This is a genomic window from Neofamilia massiliensis, assembly GCF_001299475.1.
Lineage (GTDB): Bacteria > Bacillota > Clostridia > Tissierellales > Peptoniphilaceae > Neofamilia > Neofamilia massiliensis.
On the sequence record NZ_CYUJ01000002.1, the window covers coordinates 401,858 to 419,941 of the forward strand.

General features: G+C 34.8%; 19 protein-coding genes and 1 other annotated feature. Of the genes, 18 read left to right on the plus strand and 1 reads right to left on the minus strand.

Annotated features, from left to right (window positions below; translation table 11 throughout):
• The first annotated feature begins 149 nt into the window (after positions 1 to 149).
• The 8 genes from BN2667_RS01990 to rpsI all read left to right on the plus strand — a co-directional run bounded on the left by BN2667_RS01990 (position 150) and on the right by rpsI (position 4,814).
• Entirely contained in the window at positions 150 to 722 is a 573-nt protein-coding gene (locus BN2667_RS01990; protein ID WP_054251650.1) for a cob(I)yrinic acid a,c-diamide adenosyltransferase, read from the plus strand.
• Positions 723 to 742: 20 nt separating this feature from the next.
• Positions 743 to 1,126 (plus strand): lactoylglutathione lyase, encoded by a 384-nt coding sequence (gloA, locus tag BN2667_RS01995; RefSeq protein ID WP_054251651.1) that lies wholly within the window; start codon positions 743 to 745, stop codon positions 1,124 to 1,126.
• 85 nt (positions 1,127 to 1,211) lie between these two features.
• Positions 1,212 to 1,844, plus strand: coding sequence for a tRNA (guanosine(46)-N7)-methyltransferase TrmB (gene trmB, locus BN2667_RS02000; RefSeq protein ID WP_054251652.1), 633 nt, complete (start codon positions 1,212 to 1,214; stop codon positions 1,842 to 1,844).
• Between the two features lie 103 nt (positions 1,845 to 1,947).
• On the plus strand, positions 1,948 to 2,322 hold the full coding sequence (locus BN2667_RS02005; RefSeq protein ID WP_054251653.1) for a GntR family transcriptional regulator: 375 nt from the start codon (positions 1,948 to 1,950) through the stop codon (positions 2,320 to 2,322).
• Between the two features lies 1 nt (position 2,323).
• On the plus strand, positions 2,324 to 3,181 hold the full coding sequence (locus BN2667_RS02010; protein ID WP_054251654.1) for an ABC transporter ATP-binding protein: 858 nt from the start codon (positions 2,324 to 2,326) through the stop codon (positions 3,179 to 3,181).
• On the plus strand, positions 3,181 to 3,798 hold the full coding sequence (locus BN2667_RS02015; RefSeq protein WP_054251655.1) for an ABC-2 transporter permease: 618 nt from the start codon (positions 3,181 to 3,183) through the stop codon (positions 3,796 to 3,798). Before BN2667_RS02010 ends, BN2667_RS02015 begins: the two co-directional genes overlap by 1 nt.
• Positions 3,799 to 3,972: 174 nt before the next feature.
• Positions 3,973 to 4,401 carry a 50S ribosomal protein L13 gene (gene rplM, locus BN2667_RS02020; RefSeq protein WP_054251656.1) on the plus strand — a complete coding sequence of 143 codons (429 nt, stop codon included), beginning with the start codon at positions 3,973 to 3,975 and terminating at the stop codon, positions 4,399 to 4,401.
• A 20-nt stretch (positions 4,402 to 4,421) separates the two neighbouring features.
• Positions 4,422 to 4,814, plus strand: a complete 393-nt coding sequence (gene rpsI / locus BN2667_RS02025; protein WP_054251657.1) for a 30S ribosomal protein S9 — start codon at positions 4,422 to 4,424, stop codon at positions 4,812 to 4,814.
• A 90-nt stretch (positions 4,815 to 4,904) separates the two neighbouring features.
• Here rpsI and BN2667_RS02030 read toward each other — a convergent pair whose 3' ends face one another.
• Positions 4,905 to 5,978 carry a M42 family metallopeptidase gene (locus BN2667_RS02030; protein ID WP_054251658.1) on the minus strand — a complete coding sequence of 358 codons (1,074 nt, stop codon included), beginning with the start codon at positions 5,976 to 5,978 and terminating at the stop codon, positions 4,905 to 4,907.
• Between the two features lie 173 nt (positions 5,979 to 6,151).
• Positions 6,152 to 6,380 (plus strand) — a binding site (T-box leader).
• A 43-nt stretch (positions 6,381 to 6,423) separates the two neighbouring features.
• On the opposite strand from BN2667_RS02030, the gene BN2667_RS02035 reads away from it, so the two are divergent.
• The 10 genes from BN2667_RS02035 to pgsC all read left to right on the plus strand — a co-directional run bounded on the left by BN2667_RS02035 (position 6,424) and on the right by pgsC (position 18,081).
• On the plus strand, positions 6,424 to 7,398 hold the full coding sequence (locus BN2667_RS02035; protein ID WP_054251659.1) for an ABC transporter substrate-binding protein: 975 nt from the start codon (positions 6,424 to 6,426) through the stop codon (positions 7,396 to 7,398).
• Position 7,399: 1 nt separating this feature from the next.
• On the plus strand, positions 7,400 to 8,290 hold the full coding sequence (locus BN2667_RS02040) for an ABC transporter permease (RefSeq protein ID WP_054251660.1): 891 nt from the start codon (positions 7,400 to 7,402) through the stop codon (positions 8,288 to 8,290).
• The gene (locus tag BN2667_RS02045) at positions 8,277 to 9,032 is read left to right on the plus strand and encodes an ABC transporter ATP-binding protein (protein ID WP_054251661.1); all 756 of its coding nucleotides are present in this window, start codon (positions 8,277 to 8,279) and stop codon (positions 9,030 to 9,032) included. Before BN2667_RS02040 ends, BN2667_RS02045 begins: the two co-directional genes overlap by 14 nt.
• Positions 9,033 to 9,235: 203 nt before the next feature.
• Complete coding sequence (locus BN2667_RS02050; protein ID WP_054251662.1) at positions 9,236 to 9,877, plus strand: DUF6305 family protein; 642 nt, start codon at positions 9,236 to 9,238, stop codon at positions 9,875 to 9,877.
• 64 nt (positions 9,878 to 9,941) lie between these two features.
• The gene (locus BN2667_RS02055) at positions 9,942 to 11,219 is read left to right on the plus strand and encodes a TRAP transporter large permease subunit (RefSeq protein ID WP_054251663.1); all 1,278 of its coding nucleotides are present in this window, start codon (positions 9,942 to 9,944) and stop codon (positions 11,217 to 11,219) included.
• Positions 11,220 to 11,394: 175 nt separating this feature from the next.
• Complete coding sequence (locus BN2667_RS02060; protein WP_054251664.1) at positions 11,395 to 12,546, plus strand: M14 family metallopeptidase; 1,152 nt, start codon at positions 11,395 to 11,397, stop codon at positions 12,544 to 12,546.
• A 22-nt stretch (positions 12,547 to 12,568) separates the two neighbouring features.
• Positions 12,569 to 14,428 (plus strand): gamma-glutamyltransferase, encoded by a 1,860-nt coding sequence (ggt, locus tag BN2667_RS02065; protein WP_054251665.1) that lies wholly within the window; start codon positions 12,569 to 12,571, stop codon positions 14,426 to 14,428.
• A 116-nt stretch (positions 14,429 to 14,544) separates the two neighbouring features.
• On the plus strand, positions 14,545 to 16,401 hold the full coding sequence (gene ggt, locus BN2667_RS02070; protein ID WP_082380169.1) for a gamma-glutamyltransferase: 1,857 nt from the start codon (positions 14,545 to 14,547) through the stop codon (positions 16,399 to 16,401).
• Between the two features lie 140 nt (positions 16,402 to 16,541).
• Positions 16,542 to 17,663, plus strand: a complete 1,122-nt coding sequence (pgsB, locus tag BN2667_RS02075) for a poly-gamma-glutamate synthase PgsB (protein ID WP_054251666.1) — start codon at positions 16,542 to 16,544, stop codon at positions 17,661 to 17,663.
• Complete coding sequence (gene pgsC, locus BN2667_RS02080; protein ID WP_054251667.1) at positions 17,656 to 18,081, plus strand: poly-gamma-glutamate biosynthesis protein PgsC; 426 nt, start codon at positions 17,656 to 17,658, stop codon at positions 18,079 to 18,081. The genes pgsB and pgsC overlap by 8 nt, the downstream gene beginning before the upstream one ends.
• Positions 18,082 to 18,084: the final 3 nt, after the last annotated feature.

Consider the following 18,084-nt stretch of genomic DNA (forward strand, 5'->3'; position numbering starts at 1 on the left):
TTGAGGTCCCTAGGGCCTCTTTTTTCATTTTGTCCTTGTTTACTTTTTAATTAATCTAAAATTTAAATAATTTATAAGGTACTGGGTATAAGGTTTTTGAGAGGGAAGAGTACTTATTTTAATAAGAATATAAAAATTAGGAGATTATTATGACTGACAAAAAAGAATATTCAAAGGTAATTTATACTAAAGGCGGCGACAAGGGAATGACTTCCCTTTATGATGGAACAAGAGTTGGCAAAGACGACATTAGAGTTGACACCTATGGAACAGTTGATGAATTAGGAGCCTATTTAGGTCTAGCAATTTGTTTCTTAGAAGACGAGCCTGACCTAGTTGAAGAAATTAGGGGCATCCAAAATCAACTTTTTGTTGTTAACCACAACCTAGCAACAGCTGACCCAGATAAAATCAAGAGAAGAATTAAAGAAGAAGAAATTACCATGCTTGAAAAACTAGTAGACAAGTATATGGAAAAAGCTGGAAAGTTTGACGGCTTTATTATAAACGGAACTTCAAAACCAGCAGCAATCCTTCACATAGCTAGAACTGTTTGTAGAAGGGCAGAAAGAAGAGTTGTTGGCCTTGCTAGAGAAGTAGAAGTTGATCCACTAGTAGTAAAATTTATTAACAGACTTTCAGACACCCTTTATTCCTTTGCCAGATACTGCGAAGTAAAAATCATCGACGTAGACTGGGATGGAGAAATGGTTATAAAATAATAAGACCAAAAGGAGACTAAATGAATTATAAATTTTTACACCTTTGTCTAAGGGTAATGGACTTAGAAAAGTCTTTAAAGTTTTACACAGAAGCCCTAGGCTTTAAAGTAACTAGAGAAAAAGACTTTCCAGAAGATGAATTTACCCTAGCATTTTTAACAGACGAAGACGAAAACTTTGAACTAGAACTAACCTACAACTACCATCCAGAAAAACTATATACAATTGGAGATGGCTATTCTCACTTTGCAGTCTCTGTTGAAGACCTAGAAAAATCTAGGCAAAAAAATATGGATATGGGTTACGAGTGCACAGACCTAATGGGCCTACCAGGAACCGAGCCTTCCTACTACTTCGTAACAGACCCAGACGGCTATGAAGTTGAAGTAATAAGAAAAAAATAAATAGCAAAAATAAAATCGTCATTTATATGGCGATTTTTTTCATCCTATAGTAAAATTAAAGGCGATTAAGATAAAAGAGGGACCTATGAGACTGAGAAAGAAACACTTTGCTATTCCAGAGTTAGAAGAAAACAAAAAAGTATTTTTACATCCAGAGGAAAACAAGGGCAGCTGGGGAGAAATTTTTAAAAACAATAATCCCATCCACCTTGAACTTGGAGCTGGAAGGGGAGGCTTTGCCTTAAGGATGGCAGAGAAAAATCCTAAAATAAATTTCCTCGCCTTAGACCTAGAAGCAAATGTCTTTGTCTATGCAGGCAGACTAATTAAAGAAGCAGACTTAGACAATCTTTTTGGCGTCCTAGCCAGGGCAGAAAATCTTTGTGACTACTTTGCAAAGGGCGAAGTTTCAAAAATCTACATTAACTTTTGCAACCCTTGGCCCAAACCTAGGCAGCACAAGAGAAGACTTACTCATCCTAGGCTTTTAGAAGTTTATAAAAATATTTTAAAGGAAGGATCAGAAATAGAAGTAAAAACAGATGATGATGGCCTTTATCTTGCTAGCCTAGAATATTTTAAAGATTCAGGCTTTGAAGTCCTTGAAGCCACTGATGACTTAGAAGAGAGAGAAGATTCAATACAAACTGATTATGAGAAAAAGTGGCGATCACAAAATATAAAAATCAAATACATTAAGGCAAAATTTATTGGATAATAAAAGGAAGAAGATGGAAAGATAAAAAATTTTTCCGTCTTTTTTTATTTTTTCTTGACAAGTGTTATAGACTGTTATACTATGACTATAACAGGAGGACCAAATGAAAATACTAATTAGTAACTCTAGCTCTCTTCCCATATATGAACAAATAAAAGACCAAGTTGTAGACCAAATCCTAAGTGACGACTTAGCAGAAGGCGAACAACTTCCGTCTATAAGATCTTTAGCCAAGGAAATACGTATAAGCGTAATGACAGTGAAAAAAGCCTATGATGAATTAGAAAGAGAAGGCTATATAGAAACTCGTCAAGGCAAGGGCTCTTTTGTTTCAAAAAAAGGACTTGAGCTTGCTAAAGACATGAAGTACCAAGAAATTGAAGACTATATTTTTAAAATCGTAGACTTGTCTAGGTCCTATGACATAGATAAAGAAAAGATTTTTGAATTATTAGAATTTGCCTATAGGAGTGAATGACATGAAGGCTATAGAAATGATAAATGTAAATAAAACCTATCCATCAGGATTTTCTATAAAAGACATTAACCTTGAAGTAGAAAAAGGAACAATTGTAGGTTTTATAGGAGAAAACGGCGCAGGAAAAACTACATTAATTAAGGCTCTTGCAGGAATATTAAATATAGACCAAGGACAGATAAAAATTTTTGGAAAAGATATAAAAGATGGGGACCAAGATATAAAAGAAGACCTAGGCCTAGTCTTAGATGATATGTTTTTTCCACTTAAATTAAATGCAAAAGATATAAATTCCATTATGCAGGGAATTTATAAATCTTGGGACCGAGATTTATTTTATTCCTACTTAGAAAAATTTAAAATCCCAGACAAATTAAGCATAAATGCCTTGTCCAAGGGCATGAAGAAAAAACTAGAACTGGCAACAGCACTTTCCCATAGACCTAAGTTACTAATTTTAGATGAGCCAACATCAGGCCTAGATCCAGTTATTAGAGAAGAAGTCTTAGATATATTTTTAGACTTTATCCAAGACGAAGACCACACAATATTTTTATCCAGCCATATAACCTCAGACCTTGACAAGGTTGCAGATGAAATAATTTTTATAGACCAGGGAGAAATTTTACTAGCAGCAAACAAGGACGAAATTTTAAATTCCTATGGCCTAGTAAAGTGCGGCCTTGAAGACGTAGAAAAAATTGATCCGACCTATATTATTTCAAAGAGAAATACCAAATACTTTTACGAACTATTAGTAAGCGACAAAAAGGCTCTAGAAGAAAAACATCCAGACTTTGTTGTAGATAATATTAGCCTAGAAGACCTTATGGTCCTAATTATAAAGGGGGAAAAATAATGCTAGCTTATTTAAAAAAAGACCTTATAATAATTTCAAAAGACTTAAAAATCTACCTACCTATGCTTTTGATTTTAGTTTTCTTTATTGGTGCAAGGTTTGAAAGTGTAATTTTCCTATGCCTCTTTTATATGCTCATGATGATCTTTACAACTTTTTCCTATGAAGAACAAAGTAACTTTTATTCCTATGCAGCAGCCCTTCCAAGTGGAAGGAAGAAACTTGTTGCTGGTAAATATATTTCTAGCTTAGTATTAATCTCTATAAGTTTACTTCTCTCTCTTGGATTTTATTTTCTAATGAGAACCTTTAATGAAGTGCCTGACTTTAGTGACTTTATAAAACTTTTGCCTATAGGATTTTTATTTATAAGCTTATACATTAGCCTAGTAATTCCATCATCTTTTAAATTTGGATCCAATATAGGAAGGATAGTTACAATTTTAGTTCCTTTTATAATAGTAATGGTTGGAAAAATTATGGACCAAGAAGTAATTGAAAAAATTTCTGAAGCTTTTATAAATACATCATGGTGGATTTATATTCTACTTGGCTTTGTATGCCTAGGAATTTCCTACTTTATTTCAAATGCAATAGTTAAAAACAAGGACTTTTAGGAAGAATTTATAAGGGCAGGAGAAAACATAAAAGAAATTAGCAAAAATCTTTGAAAATACTTATATTTTTCTTGACATATCTTATGGCTTTGATATAAAATATATAGCAGTGTTTAAAAAAGAGGCCCGGAAACTCTTTTTATAGACTAAGAAAATAAAAGGAGGGGATAATTGATGAAATCTTATATGGCAAATGCCCAAAACATCGAAAGACAATGGTATGTAATTGACGCTGAAGGTATGGTTCTAGGTAGACTAGCTTCTGAAATTGCTATGGTTCTTTCAGGAAAGAGAAAACCAGTTTATACACCACACTTTGATGCAGGCGATTATGTAATCGTGCTAAATGCAGATAAAATAAAATTAACAGGAAATAAATGGCAACAAAAAACTCATTGGTACCACACAGGTTATCCTGGAGGGGCTAAAGAGGTAAAATATCAAGACTTAGTAAAGAAAGACCCAACTAAGATTTTGAGACTAGCTGTAAAAGGAATGCTACCTAAAAACTCTATGGGTAGAGCAATGATCAAAAAGATGAAAGTATACACAGGAACTGAGCATCCACACGAAGCTCAACAACCTATTGAACTTAAGTTTTAGTATTGGAAGGAGGTTTATAAATGGCTTTAGAACAATATAGAGGAACAGGAAGAAGAAAAACTTCTGTTGCACAAGTAAGACTATTACCAGGAACTGGTAAAATTACAATAAATGGAAAAGACATCGATGAATATTTCGATTATGAAACACTAAAAGTATTAGCCAAAGAACCTTTAGATATAGTAGAAGTATCAGACCAATACGACGCTATTATTAAGGTTCAAGGTGGTGGATTTACAGGCCAAGCTGGAGCAATCAGACACGGAATTGCAAGAGCACTACTAGAAGTAAACGAAGAATTTAGACCAAGTCTTAAAAAAGCAGGAATGCTAACAAGAGACCCAAGAATGAAAGAAAGAAAGAAATACGGTCTAAAGAAAGCAAGAAAATCACCACAATTCTCAAAGAGATAATATTTCAAAGCAGAGGATTTATATCCTTTGCTTTTTTTATGCTTAAAACAAAAAACTTGCCAGCAGATTAAGGCTAGCAAGTTATAAAATTTATTTTTTTAAAATTTTTCTAATATTCTCATCATTTAGATTTTGAAGAACTTTCACTGCAAGGTCAACTGTGGCTTCAAAGTCTGAAAGCCTTGCAAAGTTATAGTGGCTGTGGACGTAGCGAGATGGAATTCCTAGGACTAAAACTGGGACGCCTTCATTAGAGAGGTGAATGGCTCCTGCGTTTGTTGATCCTGCTCGTCTAATGGCTGATTGATATTTTATTTCGTTTTCATCTGCCAGGTCCTTGGCTAGTTTTAAATACTTAGGATTTCCAATGTAGGACTTGTCAAAGTGGCGGATTTGAACTCCTCTTCCCAAGGCTCCTTGGGCCTGGTTTTTTGAAAAGTACAAGTCGTCTGCTGGTGATCCTTCAAAGACTATGGCTAGGTCTGGTTTTGCTTTTTGGCTGGTGATTTTTGCTCCTCTCATGCCAACTTCTTCTTGGGCAGCAAAGGCTCCAACTAAGTTTACATTTAGGTCGGCGTCTTTAAGTCTCTTCATAGTTTCAATTATACAAGAACAGCCTAGTCTGTTGTCAAAGGCCTTGCCGCGAATAAGGTCGTGGTCTTTGTCATATCTAAAGTCAACTAGGGGAGCAACTGGTGCGCCTGGCTCGATTTTAAAATCTTCTATAACTTCTTCATAAGAACTTGCACCAATATCTATAAACATTTTTTCTATGTCTAGGGGACGGTTTCTCTCTTCCTGACTCATAAAGTGGGGAGGAGTTGATCCTGTTATCCCTTCAATTATTTGTCCGTCTTTATTTCTAATGCCAACTAGGTGGGCAGGGACATTTGTTAGCACCCAGCCGCCTAGGGGAACGATAGCTAAAGATCCGTTATCTAAAATACTTTGGACCATAAAGCCAACTTCGTCAGTGTGGGCATCAAGTTGGACTGTAAATTTTTTGTCCCCAGAGTTTTTGTATTTGGCGTAGACATTGTTCATTGAATCACTTTCAAGGTCAAAGTCCTTTAGATTGTTTTTTATTATCTCTACTAGGTCTTCTTCAAAGCCTGAAGGCCCAAAGGCTGTCGTCAATTCTTCTATTAATTTTATCTTGTCCATAAGATCCTCCATTTTCTAAATTTATTATAGCCCACTTGGCTTTTGCTCTCAAGTGAGAAGTTTTTTTAAAAGCCTAAAGGCAAAGAATTTAAGCTCTAGTAAATTTTTTTAGAAAATTTTAAAAATATTAAATTTTACTATTGACAAAATTCTTGGACTTATTTATACTATATTAAAATGCATTGAAGGAGACAAAAATACAAAAAGCCTTCTAGAGAGTTCCCGTTTGGTGGAAGGGAATAGGTGGTCGGTATATAATATTCACTCCTTAGCAGAGAATTGAAGTTAGTAGATTTTTCCGGTCCAGTCGCCGTTATAGACTTAGGAGTTGTTAGACTCTGAAGTGATGGTTAATAACCATAAAATGGGTGGTACCGCGAAGCTTATACCTTCGTCCCAGCAGTTAAAGCTGAGACGAAGGTTTTTTTATATTATGGAGGAGAAAATGAAAAAAATTAGTATTTTATTAGCAGCCTTAGTTCTTTTACTAAGTGGATGCGAAAAAGAAAATGAAAAACAAGATGTGAAAGATGATGGATCTTATAAAATTGGCATAGTTCAATATATGGACCACAAGGCTTTAGATGATTCAAGAGAAGGCTTTGTTGAAATCTTAAATGAACTTGGAGTAAGCTACGACCTTGATTATAAAAATGCCCAAGGAGACATGGCAACAGCCAGGGCAATTTGCGAAAAGTTTGTGGCAGATGGAGTTGATTTAATTTATGCAATTGCAACACCAGCAGCCCAAGGAGCCCAAGGTGCAACTGATGAAACTCCAATAATCTTTGCAGCAGTAACAGATCCAGTTGGAGCAGGTCTAGTTGCAAGCGAAGATAAGCCTGGTGGAAATATTACAGGAGTATCAGACAGGGCCAACATCAAAGACCAACTTGAAATCTATAAGGACTTAGACCCAAGTATAAAAACCCTTGGCCTAGTTTATTCCCTAGATGAAATAAATTCAAAAGTCCAAGTTGACGAGGTTGAAAAACTTGGCAAGGACTTAGGCTTTGAAATTAAAACCAAGGGGATCTTAAATATTTCTGACCTTGGCCCAACTGCCAGCGCTTTAATAAGTGAAGTTGACGGCTTTTATATTTTATCAGACAACAAAATCGCCTCATCAATATCCTTGCTTTCAGATATGTTAATAGAAAACAAAATGATTTCAGTTTGTGGCGAAGAATCTCAAGTAAAAGGCGGCGGGCTTTTAACTAGAGGCATGAAGTACAAGTCTCTAGGCAATCAAGCAGGAGCTATGGCGGAAAAAATTTTACTAGAAAAAGTTTCTCCAGCTGACCTCCCAGTTGAAGGACCAGAAGAAGCGAAGATGATTGTAAATGAAAAAACCTTAGAGACCCTAGGTCTTTCAAAAGATTTAGAAGTCTTAAAGGACGCAGAGTATGTAGGAGACTAAGATGAATTTACTTCTAACGACAATAGAACAAGGACTAATTTATTCAATTTTGGCCATGGGAGTTTTCCTGTCCTTTAAAATTTTAAAAATTCCAGATATGACAGTTGAAGGAACTTTTCCATTTGGCGCAATGTTAACAGCAAATCTTTTATTAAAGGGAGTAAATCCGCTTTTAGTTTGTATGATTTGTTTCTTGCTTGGCTTTATACCAGGACTTATATCCCAAGGACTTGCTATAAAATTAAAGATTAAGCCAATCCTTTCAGGAATTTTAACAATGACCATGCTTTATTCAATTAACTTGAGAATAAATTCATTGCCTAACATGCCACTTGCTGGAGCGAAAAAAATATTTGATATAAGTCTTACAGGAGATGCTTATGTGGACAGGATAATTGTCCTTCTTATAATAGTAGTCTTAATAAAAATTATTTTAGACTTATTTTTAAAGACAAAGATGGGCTACATGTTAATTTCCAGTGGCGACAACGAAAGCTTAGTTAAGTCCCTTGGCGAAGAACCTGACAAGTATAAACTAATTGGGCTAGGACTTTCTAACGGCCTAGTAGCACTTTCAGGTTCCCTATTTTGCCAGTCAATGAAGGTGGCAGACAGCCAAATGGGCGCAGGGATTTTAGTAATCGCCCTTGCATCAATAATAATTGGCGACAGTATTTTAAAGAAATTATCAATAAAGGCGACAACAAGGGCAATAATGGGAGCCATAATTTATAAAATAATTGGCAGCCTTGCAATAAAGGCAGGGCTAAATCCATTTGATTTGAAATTAGTAAATGGCCTAATCTTAATTATATTTATTGCCTACAACAATACAGAAAATAAACTTTTGAAAAATATTTATAAAAAAGGAGCATACTATGTTAGAAATTAAAAATCTATCTAAGACCTACAACAAGGGAACAGATATGGAAAAACAAATTTTAAATGACTTTAGCTTAAAAATAGAAGAAAAAACAACCCTAGCTATAATTGGAACTAACGGCTGCGGTAAATCTACTTTAATGAATTTAATTGGTGGAAATATTCTTGCAGATGCAGGATCAATTTCCTTAGATGGCAAGGACTTATCCAATATTAAAGAAAGAAAAAGATCCAAGTATATAGCCAGAGTCTACCAAGACCCATCAATGGGCGTTTGTCCAAGTCTTACAATTTTAGAAAATATGGCCCTAGCTGACAATAAAAATGGAGTTTACAACCTAAGTCCCCTTATAAAAAGAGACAGGATAAATTATTACAAGGACTTATTAAGACCTTTAGATTTAAATCTAGAAAATATCATGGATAGAAAAGTTAAAGAGCTTTCAGGCGGCCAAAGACAATCTCTGTCCCTAGTTATGGCAGCGATGAAAAATCCAAAAGTCCTACTACTAGACGAACATACAGCAGCCCTAGACCCAAAAACTTCTAAGCTAGTAATGGAAAAAACCAAAGACCTAATAAGAGAAAAGTCAACAACCACAATAATGATCACCCACAAACTAGCAGATGCCCTCAACTATGCAGATAGGGTAGTCATGTTAAAAGACGGCCACATCTACTTAGATAAAAAGACCAAGGACTTAAACTTAGATGATTTAGAAAATCTCTATAAGGAAAAAGAAATTCAATAAAGACGCAAAGAACCTAGGTAACTAGGTTTTTTTGTTGAGAAAAAATGAAATGGGTATAGGTAAAGTAAGAAAGAACAGTGGAGGTGAGAGACAAAAATTTAATAATTATTAAAAATCCGTGATAAATATGATAATTAATTGAAAAACCCTTTAGTGTAGTTTTATAATTAGCGTAAGAAAGAAAAATTTTTTTAGGAGGATGTATGAAAAAGTATTTAAAAATTCTGTTAGCGTTTGCTTTAGTTATTGGCTTAACAGCTTGTGGCAATTCAAACAATGCTACCACAGAAGAAAAAACAGAAGCTCCTGCAACAGAAAATGTTGAAGAAGCTACAACAAATGAAGAAACAGAAGCAGTAGCTGAAGTTACTTTTGAAGAACCAATTCTTTTAACTTCAGTAGGTCAAAGTGCCGATGTAGAAATGGTTAAGTCTATTGTAGACAGAGTTGGCCTAGACTATACAGCTAACAACCTAGCAACATCTGCAGACTTAGGAGAAGCAAAAACATTAATCCTAGCTATAGGAGGATCTTCTAAGGGACTTGGAGCAGCAGGAATTGATGCTGATGGAGAATTAAAAAGAGTTCAAGAATTAATTGACGCTGCAAAGGCAAATGACGTAAAAGTTTTAGCCCTACACATTGGTGGAGAAGCAAGACGTGGTGAACTTTCAGATAAGTTTATTAAACCAAGTTTTGAAGCTGCTGACTATGCAATAGTTGTAAAAGGCGGAGACACTGATGAATTTATGAAAGGCTTAGCTGCTGATAATGGTATTGGTCTTGAATATATTGAATCAATAACTGATACAACAACAGCAATCGAAAACGCTTTTGCTAAGTAAGAAAATATTTAAAGGTGAAGTAGTTTTTACTTCACCTTTAATATAAAAACTAAAGGAGGTAAAAATGAGTATAGAATTAATTATTTTTCTAGCAATGATAGTAACATTTTTAGTTTGCGCATTTGCTTTTAAACTTCCAGTTAGTATCTCTATGATGTTAGCATCTATAGTTGGAGGCCTAGTTGGTGGAAAAGGTTTACCTATCCGCCACCTTGTAGAAGGAACCTTCTCCTACATCGATACTATTTTGGTTATAGCTTGCGCAATGATATTTATGAAAGTTGTAGAAAAATCAGGAGCCTTAGATGCTATATCTGCAACTATCATAAAGAGATTTCACAAAAAACCAGCACTTTTATTATGTTTGGTAATGTTAGTTATAATGTTTCCAGGAATGATAACTGGATCATCAACTGCAGCAGTACTTTCTGCAGGATCAATTATGGCCCCAGTACTACTTATGATGGGAATACCAACAGCTGAAACAGCTTCTATTTTAGCTATGGGTGGTATCTTAGGAATGATAGCCCCACCTGTTAATATTCCAGCTATGATCATTGGTGGAGGTATAGATATTCCTTATGTAGGTTTTGAAGTTCCACTAGCCCTATTAACATTTCCAGTTGCAATATTTACAGTATTATTCTTTGGATACAAACACGTTAAGGGACTTGACTTTGAAGAAGTAAAAGGAAAACTAAACTTTGAACCAATTGAAAAATTCGGTTTTAGAATTTATCTACCTATTATAGTAGCAATTGTTCTAATGATTTTAAACAAAGTTGTTCCTGCAATACCAGACCTAGGTATGCCACTTGTATTTATTATTGCAGCAATAGTTGGCCTATTTACTGGATACAAAATTGATATTCTAAAAGAAACCAAGGCTGCGATAAATACTGTTTTACCAGTTCTAGGAATTCTAATGGGTGTTGGAATGTTTATACAAATAATGACCCTAACAGGAGTAAGAGGTCTTATTGTAACAACTTGTATTAGTTTGCCAAACGCTTTAAGATATATTGCTATGGCAATTTCAGTTCCACTATTTGGTGCAGTTTCATCTTTTGGTGCAGCATCAGTACTTGGAGTTCCATTCTTATTATCTTTTATGGCCAAGGACCAAATTATTACTGCAGCAGCAATATCTCTAATAGCTGGAGTTGGAGACATGGTTCCACCAACAGCTTTGGCAGGTATCTTTGCAGCTCAAGTATTAAATATGGACAACTACACTCCAGTTTTAAAGAAATGTATGATTCCAATTATTGTAATGATAGTATGGGCAATTATCTTTATAGTTTTCTCTCCACAACTATCTTCAATAATTGTATTTAAGTAAGAATGGAGGAAGATAATGATTACTTTAATTTATAGACTATTATTAGTAATGATCTTATTCTTTGTTGTTTGGAATCTATTCGATGAAGAGGATATTTTTAAACAAGCTAACGCAGCTATGTTAATTATTCCTCTTATCCTAAGAATATTGATGATTAAATAAGAAGGAGATAAGTATGAAAAAGAAATATATTAGTGCATGTGTGCTTTTAGTAGTTGCCTTAGTAGTTACCTTTATTTCAGGCAAAAACTTTGCAGCCATGCATGAATTACCAGATATCACACCTGGACCAGGTGTAACAGAAGTAAAAATGCTGTCAGAATATTTTGATGGACTAAAGGGTTCTAATGGTGACACTCCAGTATATGTTCTTCAAGGAGAAAAACCTGGAGGAAAAATGCTAATTCTTGGAGGTACTCACCCTAATGAACCATCAGGACACTTAGCAGCTGTAACTTTTTTACAAAACGCTAAAGTAACAGAAGGAACTGTTTTTGTACTACCTTATACAAACAGGTCAGGTTTTACCCACAATGATCCTCAAGAAGGATCACCACAAGCCATTCACTTTACTACTAAAGATGGTCAAGAAGCAATGTTTAGATATGGCTCTCGTGCTACTAACCCAATTGACCAATGGCCAGACCCAGACGTTTATGTTCACGCAGCTTCAGGACAAAGATTATCAGGTTCTGAAACTAGAAATATAAACAGGGCTTATCCAGGTAGACCAGACGGTACCTTCACAGAAAAAGTAACTAACGGTATTGTTCAACTAATTAAAGATGAGGATGTAAACTTGACATTTGACTTACATGAGGCATCACCTGAATACCCAGTAATCAATGCCACAGTTTCTCACGAAAAGGGCATGTCTATAGCAGCAGTTGGTGTAATGAACCTACAATTTGACGGCATAGCAATGACCCTAGAACCATCTCCTGTAAACCTAAGAGGTCTTACTCATAGAGAACTTGGAGATTATACAGACACTATCCCTCTTTTAATGGAAACAGCTAATGCATCTCAAGGAAGACTAAGAGGAGAAACAAGCGAAAGGCTAGCACTAACTGGCCAAGACAAGGCTTATGTTTATGCAGAAAAACTAGGCTTCCTATATGTTCCTTATGATGAAAAAGGTCATCCAATAGAAGAAAGAGTTGGTAGACATCTTCAAGGTATAATTGAATACGACTCAGCTTACAATGACCAATATCCAGACAAGATGATAGTCTTTGAAGGCGTTCCTACTTATGAAGAATTATTTACTTCATCTGATGGTAGCGACTTAGGTGGTAAAAGGTTAGGACAATACTTGTTAAAGTAAAAAAATTTAAAAGGAGTTAGTTATGAAAAGATCAAGATTTTTGGCCCTCTTGCTAGCAATGGTTTTATTACTATCAGCATGTAGCCAGCCAGCTCAAAAGCCAAAGGAAGAAACTCCTACTGCAGAAACTCCTGTTGTAGAAGAAAACAAAGAAGCAGCCGAAGAAAAAGACGACAATAAAGAAGAAGCTAAAACAGATGACAATTATACATCTCTAGATGACTTTAAACTATTTGATGAAAACAACCAATTAGTTAGAACAGGCAGAGATGACATTGGTGAAAACGGTGTAGTATCATCAGGAAAATATGAAGCTTCAAAAATTGGTAAAGAAATAATAGAAAAAGGCGGAAATGCCATAGACGCAGCTGTTGCAACAGCCTTTACTCTTGCCTTAACAGAACCAAATGCTACAGGTATTGGTGGTGGAGGATTTATGACAATTCACTCTGCCGAAACTGGAGAAAATATTTTTATAAACTTTAGAGAAAAAGCTCCAGCAGCAGCAACACCAGATATGTGGCAAACCATTCCTACTGAAGATGGTAAAGAAATGGTAATTGGTAACCAAAAGATTTTAGGTGGTAAGTCAGTAGGTGTTCCAGGATTTGTAAAAGGTTTGCTATACGCCCTAGATAAATATGGAACAATGTCAAGAGAAGAAATTCTTCAACCAGTTATAGATCTAGCAGAAAAGGGAATTACAGTAACTCCAACTCTAGCAGGCGATATGAGTGGTGAATATGACAACCTAATGAAATACTCTGAATCTGGAGACATTTTCTTAAAAGACGTAGACGGAATGAAGCTACCTTATGAAGTAGGAGAAAATTTTGTAAACAAAGATTTTGCAAAAACTCTTAGACTAATTGCTGAAAAAGGTGAAGCAGGATTTTACGAAGGCCCTGTAGCCAAAGAAATAGTTGAAACTGTTAATAAATACGGTGGAGTTTTCACAGAAGAAGACTTAAAGAACTATGAAGTAGAAGTAATGGAACCAGTACACTTTAACTACAGAGGATATGATATTTATTCATCTCCATCACCATCATCAGGTGGAACAATTGTAGGAGAAATTTTAAATATTGTAGAAAACTTTGACCTTCCAAGTATGGCTCAAGATGACCCAGAAAGATTACACATCTTTGCAGATGCCTTCTCTCTAGCTTATGCTGATAGAGGAGAATACATGGGCGATGTTAAGTTTGTTGATGTTCCTATTAATGGATTATTAAACAAAGACTACGCTAAGAAGTTATCAGAAAAAATAAAGCCAGATACAGCTATTACAGAACCAATGCCAGACGATCCTTGGATGTTTGAACATGAAGATACTACTCACTTCTCAGTAGTAGATATTGATGGAAACATGGTAGCTGTAACTTCAACTGTTAACTACTTCTTTGGATCAAAAGTTGGTATACCAGGATATGGATTTGTTATGAATAACGAAATGGACGACTTCGTTGCTAAGCATGACCATCCAAACTCAATAGCTGGAGGAAAAACTCCTCTATCTTCAATGTCACCAACTATTATTCTTAAAGATGGAAAGGCAGTTGCTGCTTTAGGATCACCAGGTGGAACTACAATTATTTCTACAGTTGCACAAGTTATTTCAAACATAATTGACCACAATATGGGTATGCAAGAAGCTGTAGACGCTCCACGTATAAAAGGATTTAAAGATGGTAAATTAACTTACGAAAATAGATTCCCAGAAGCAACTATAAAGGCCCTAGAAGAAAAAGGTCACACAATGGAAGAAAGTGATGATTGGAATAAGAGTTTCGGTTCAGTTAACGCAGTATTATTTACAGAAGACGGAAAACTAGAAGGAGCTGGAGACCCAAGAAGAGACGGTAAGGCTTTAGGATTCTAAAAAAAATTGAGGGCTATTTAGCCCTCTTTACATAGGAGTAGAAATGACAAATAAAAATTGACTAGTTAAGTTTTTCTTTGTTTGTCTTTCTATAATAATATACAAAGGAGGATATAATGAAAAATAGGAAAATTTTAGCCTTGATGTTAGTATTTATTCTACTTTTAACATCATGTGGTCAAAAAACTAATACAGCAGAAGAAAAACTTGCTGAAGCAGAAAAACCTGTAGTAGAAGAAAATAAAGAAGCTGAAACTGAAGTAGCCAAAGAAACTGAAGAAAGTAAAGAACCTACATCAAAACTTTGGGAAGAAATGCAAGATACTATAAAAAATTATAAGTACAATGAATTTATTCCTTTTGATGAAAATCTTGACCTTGTTCCAGATGGAAGAGACGCAGTTTCTGAAAATGGAATTGTTTCTACACAAAAATACGAAGCCTCAAAAATCGGAGCAGATATTATTGCCAAAGGTGGAAATGCTGTTGACGCAGCAGTTGCTTCAGCCTTTGCCCTAGGTGTTTGTGAACCAAATGCTTCAGGCCTTGGTGGTGGAGGTTTCATGACTCTAAGAGATGGAGAAACAGGAGAAACTGTTTTTGTAGACTTTAGAGAAGTTGCTCCACTTGCTGCAACAGATGATATGTACCTTGATGAAAAAGGCGAAGAAATTGATGGCATTAAACAAAGAGGTGGACTTGCTATTGCTGTTCCAGGAGAAGTAAAGGGTCTACTTTATATTCTTGAAAAATATGGAACAATGTCTAGGGAAGAAGTTTTACAACCAGCTATTGACCTAGCAGAAAATGGATTTTTAGTTACACCTAAGTTTGCAATTACAGTTGCAGATGCCTATGACGTAATGGCTAAGTATGAAGAAATTGGAAAAATTTATTTAAGAGATGGCCTTCCAGTTGAAGCTGGAATGGTAGTTAAAAACCCTGACCTTGCAAAAACTTTAAAAATAATTGCTAAAGAAGGGGAAGATGGATTTTACAAGGGCGAAGTTGCAGAAGCTATTGTAAAAGCTGCTCAAAAATACGACGGAATTTTGACCCTAGAAGATCTTGAAGGTTATGAAATTGAAGTTGGCAAACCTGTAACAGGAACTTATAGAGGCTATGAAATTATTTCAAGTCCTCCTCCATCTTCAGGTGGTGCCCACCTTATCCAAATTTTAAATATCTTAGAAAACTTTGATATGTCAGCTTATGAACCACTAAGTGCTGAATATATGCACATGTTCTCAGAAGCCTTTAAGATGACTTATGCAGATAGGGCTAAATACATGGGAGACCCTAACTACGTTGATGTTCCTCTAAAGGGAATTATGTCAAAAGACTATGCTAAGACGCTAGCATACAAAATAAAATTAGATGAGTCACAAGAATATGAAGCAGACGATCCTTGGAAGTATGAAGGAGATAGTACAACTCACTTATCAGTAGCTGACAAGGACGGTAACATGGTAGCAATTACAAAAACTATTAACTACTACTACGGATCAGGAGTTCTAGTTGATGGCTATGGATTTATTTTAAATAACGAAATGGATGACTTCTCTCCATTTACTGGAGAGGCAAATTCTATAGCACCTAAGAAAAAACCACTAAGTTCAATGAGTCCAACTTTAATCTTAGATGAAAACAAGGACCCTTATATGGTCTTAGGATGCCCAGGTGGAATGACAATTTTTGCTCAACTATCTCAAGTTATTGTAAATGTTATTGATAACAATATGGATCTACAAGAAGCAGTTGACCTTCCTAGAGTATGGGACAGTTTATCAAATGTATTTACCTATATGGATGATGTTGACCCAGAAGAAGTTAAAAAACTAGACGAGATGGGTCACAAGACTTCCCACATGGTAAGCGACAGCTTTGGTTTTGTTCAAGCGATAAAATATGAAGATGGAAAACTAAAAGGAGCAGCTGACAACTGGACAGACGGTAAGGCTGTAGGATTTTAAAAAATAGTAATAAGAGACTTATTTCTTTTTGAAATAGATTTTCCTCCATTAATGTTTAAAAGGGCGTAAGAAAACTTACGCTCTTTTAAAGTTTACATAAGATTTAGATAAAAGTATAATTATTATAAGGAGATGAGTAAGTGCTAGACTTTATAATATTAATCTTGGTATTAATAGAGCTAATTTATCTAATATACGAAGATTATAAAAATAAGAAAAACAGAAAAAAACTAAAAGCTGTTATTCATGTAAACGGCATCCGCGGCAAGTCTACAGTAACTAGGCTTATTCATGGAGCCTTAAAAGCTAAAGAAGATAAAAGAGTTTTTGCAAAGACAACAGGAACCCTTCCTATGACTATAGACAATGATTATAAGGAAGAATTAATTGTTAGAAAATCAAGGTCAAACATTAAAGAACAAATAAAAATTATTGAAAAGGCAGTAGAGGAAAAGTCTGATTACTTAGTAATTGAATGTATGGCAGTAAATCCTCTTTTGCAAAAAGTTTCCCAAGAAAAAATTCTCTATGGAGACATTGGAGTGTTAACAAATGTAAGACTAGACCATACAGAAGAGATGGGAGAAAATCTTTTAGAAATTGCCCAGTCACTTTCTTCTTTTATTCCTAAAAACGGAGTTCTAATAACTTCAGAAGAAAAATACTTCCACGTTTTAGAAAAATATTCAAAAAAAGTTTCTACAAAAATTATTAAGGCCAAGCCTAAGGAAGAATATTCCCGTATTAACTTTCCAGAAAATGTAGCCTGTGCTATAGAAGTTTGTAAACTTTTTGATATTGACGAAGAGGCAGCCTTAAAGGCCATGGAATCCTTTGTAAGAGATCCTTATGATTTGAGACTTTATAAATTTGATAAAGGCGGAATTTTTATAAATGGTCTTTCTATAAATGACCCTGATTCATCAGAACTTGTTTATAAAAACCTAGCTAAAAAACATTCTTGGCAGGATAAAAAACTTGTTTTACTAATTAACAACAGACCAGACAGGGGCTATAGGGCCAAGCACATGGTAGACTTAAGTAAAAGATTAAAACCAGATGAAATTATTATTGCTGGATCATTTTCAAAATACCTATCTAGACAGCTAAAAGATTTTTCTAGAAAAATTATTACTAGTCCAGCTGATTTGGATTTTTCTCTTTATGACGAGAATACAATTATCTACGCCGTTGGAAATATTGCCAACCATGGAGACCAAATACTAGATAAAGTAAAAAAGGAGGCCAGAGAATATGTTTGATAAGGTGATTATAATTGGAATATTTGTAAGCTTAATTTATGCTGAGTTAACAGGCTTTTCTGCCTGTGGCCTTGTTGTACCTGGTTATATTGCCATTAATATAAATAATCCTGAGAGAATTTTCTATACTTTAGTTCTTTCTTTTTTAACATATTTAATTATTAGACTCCTATCAAATGTTGCAATAATTTATGGCAAGAGACAATTTTCCCTAGCCATTGGACTTTCAATTTTATTAAATATTTTACTGACAACTTTACTTCCTTTTAATTTTGGAGTTATTGGGAATATTATTGCAGGTTTGATTGCAAATAATTTTTTAAAGGAAGGAATTTTTACATCTATAGTTTCTCTTATTATAGTAAGTGCCATAGTTGTTTTGCTTATGGTTCTTTTAAAAGTTCCAGTATTTAGGTGATAA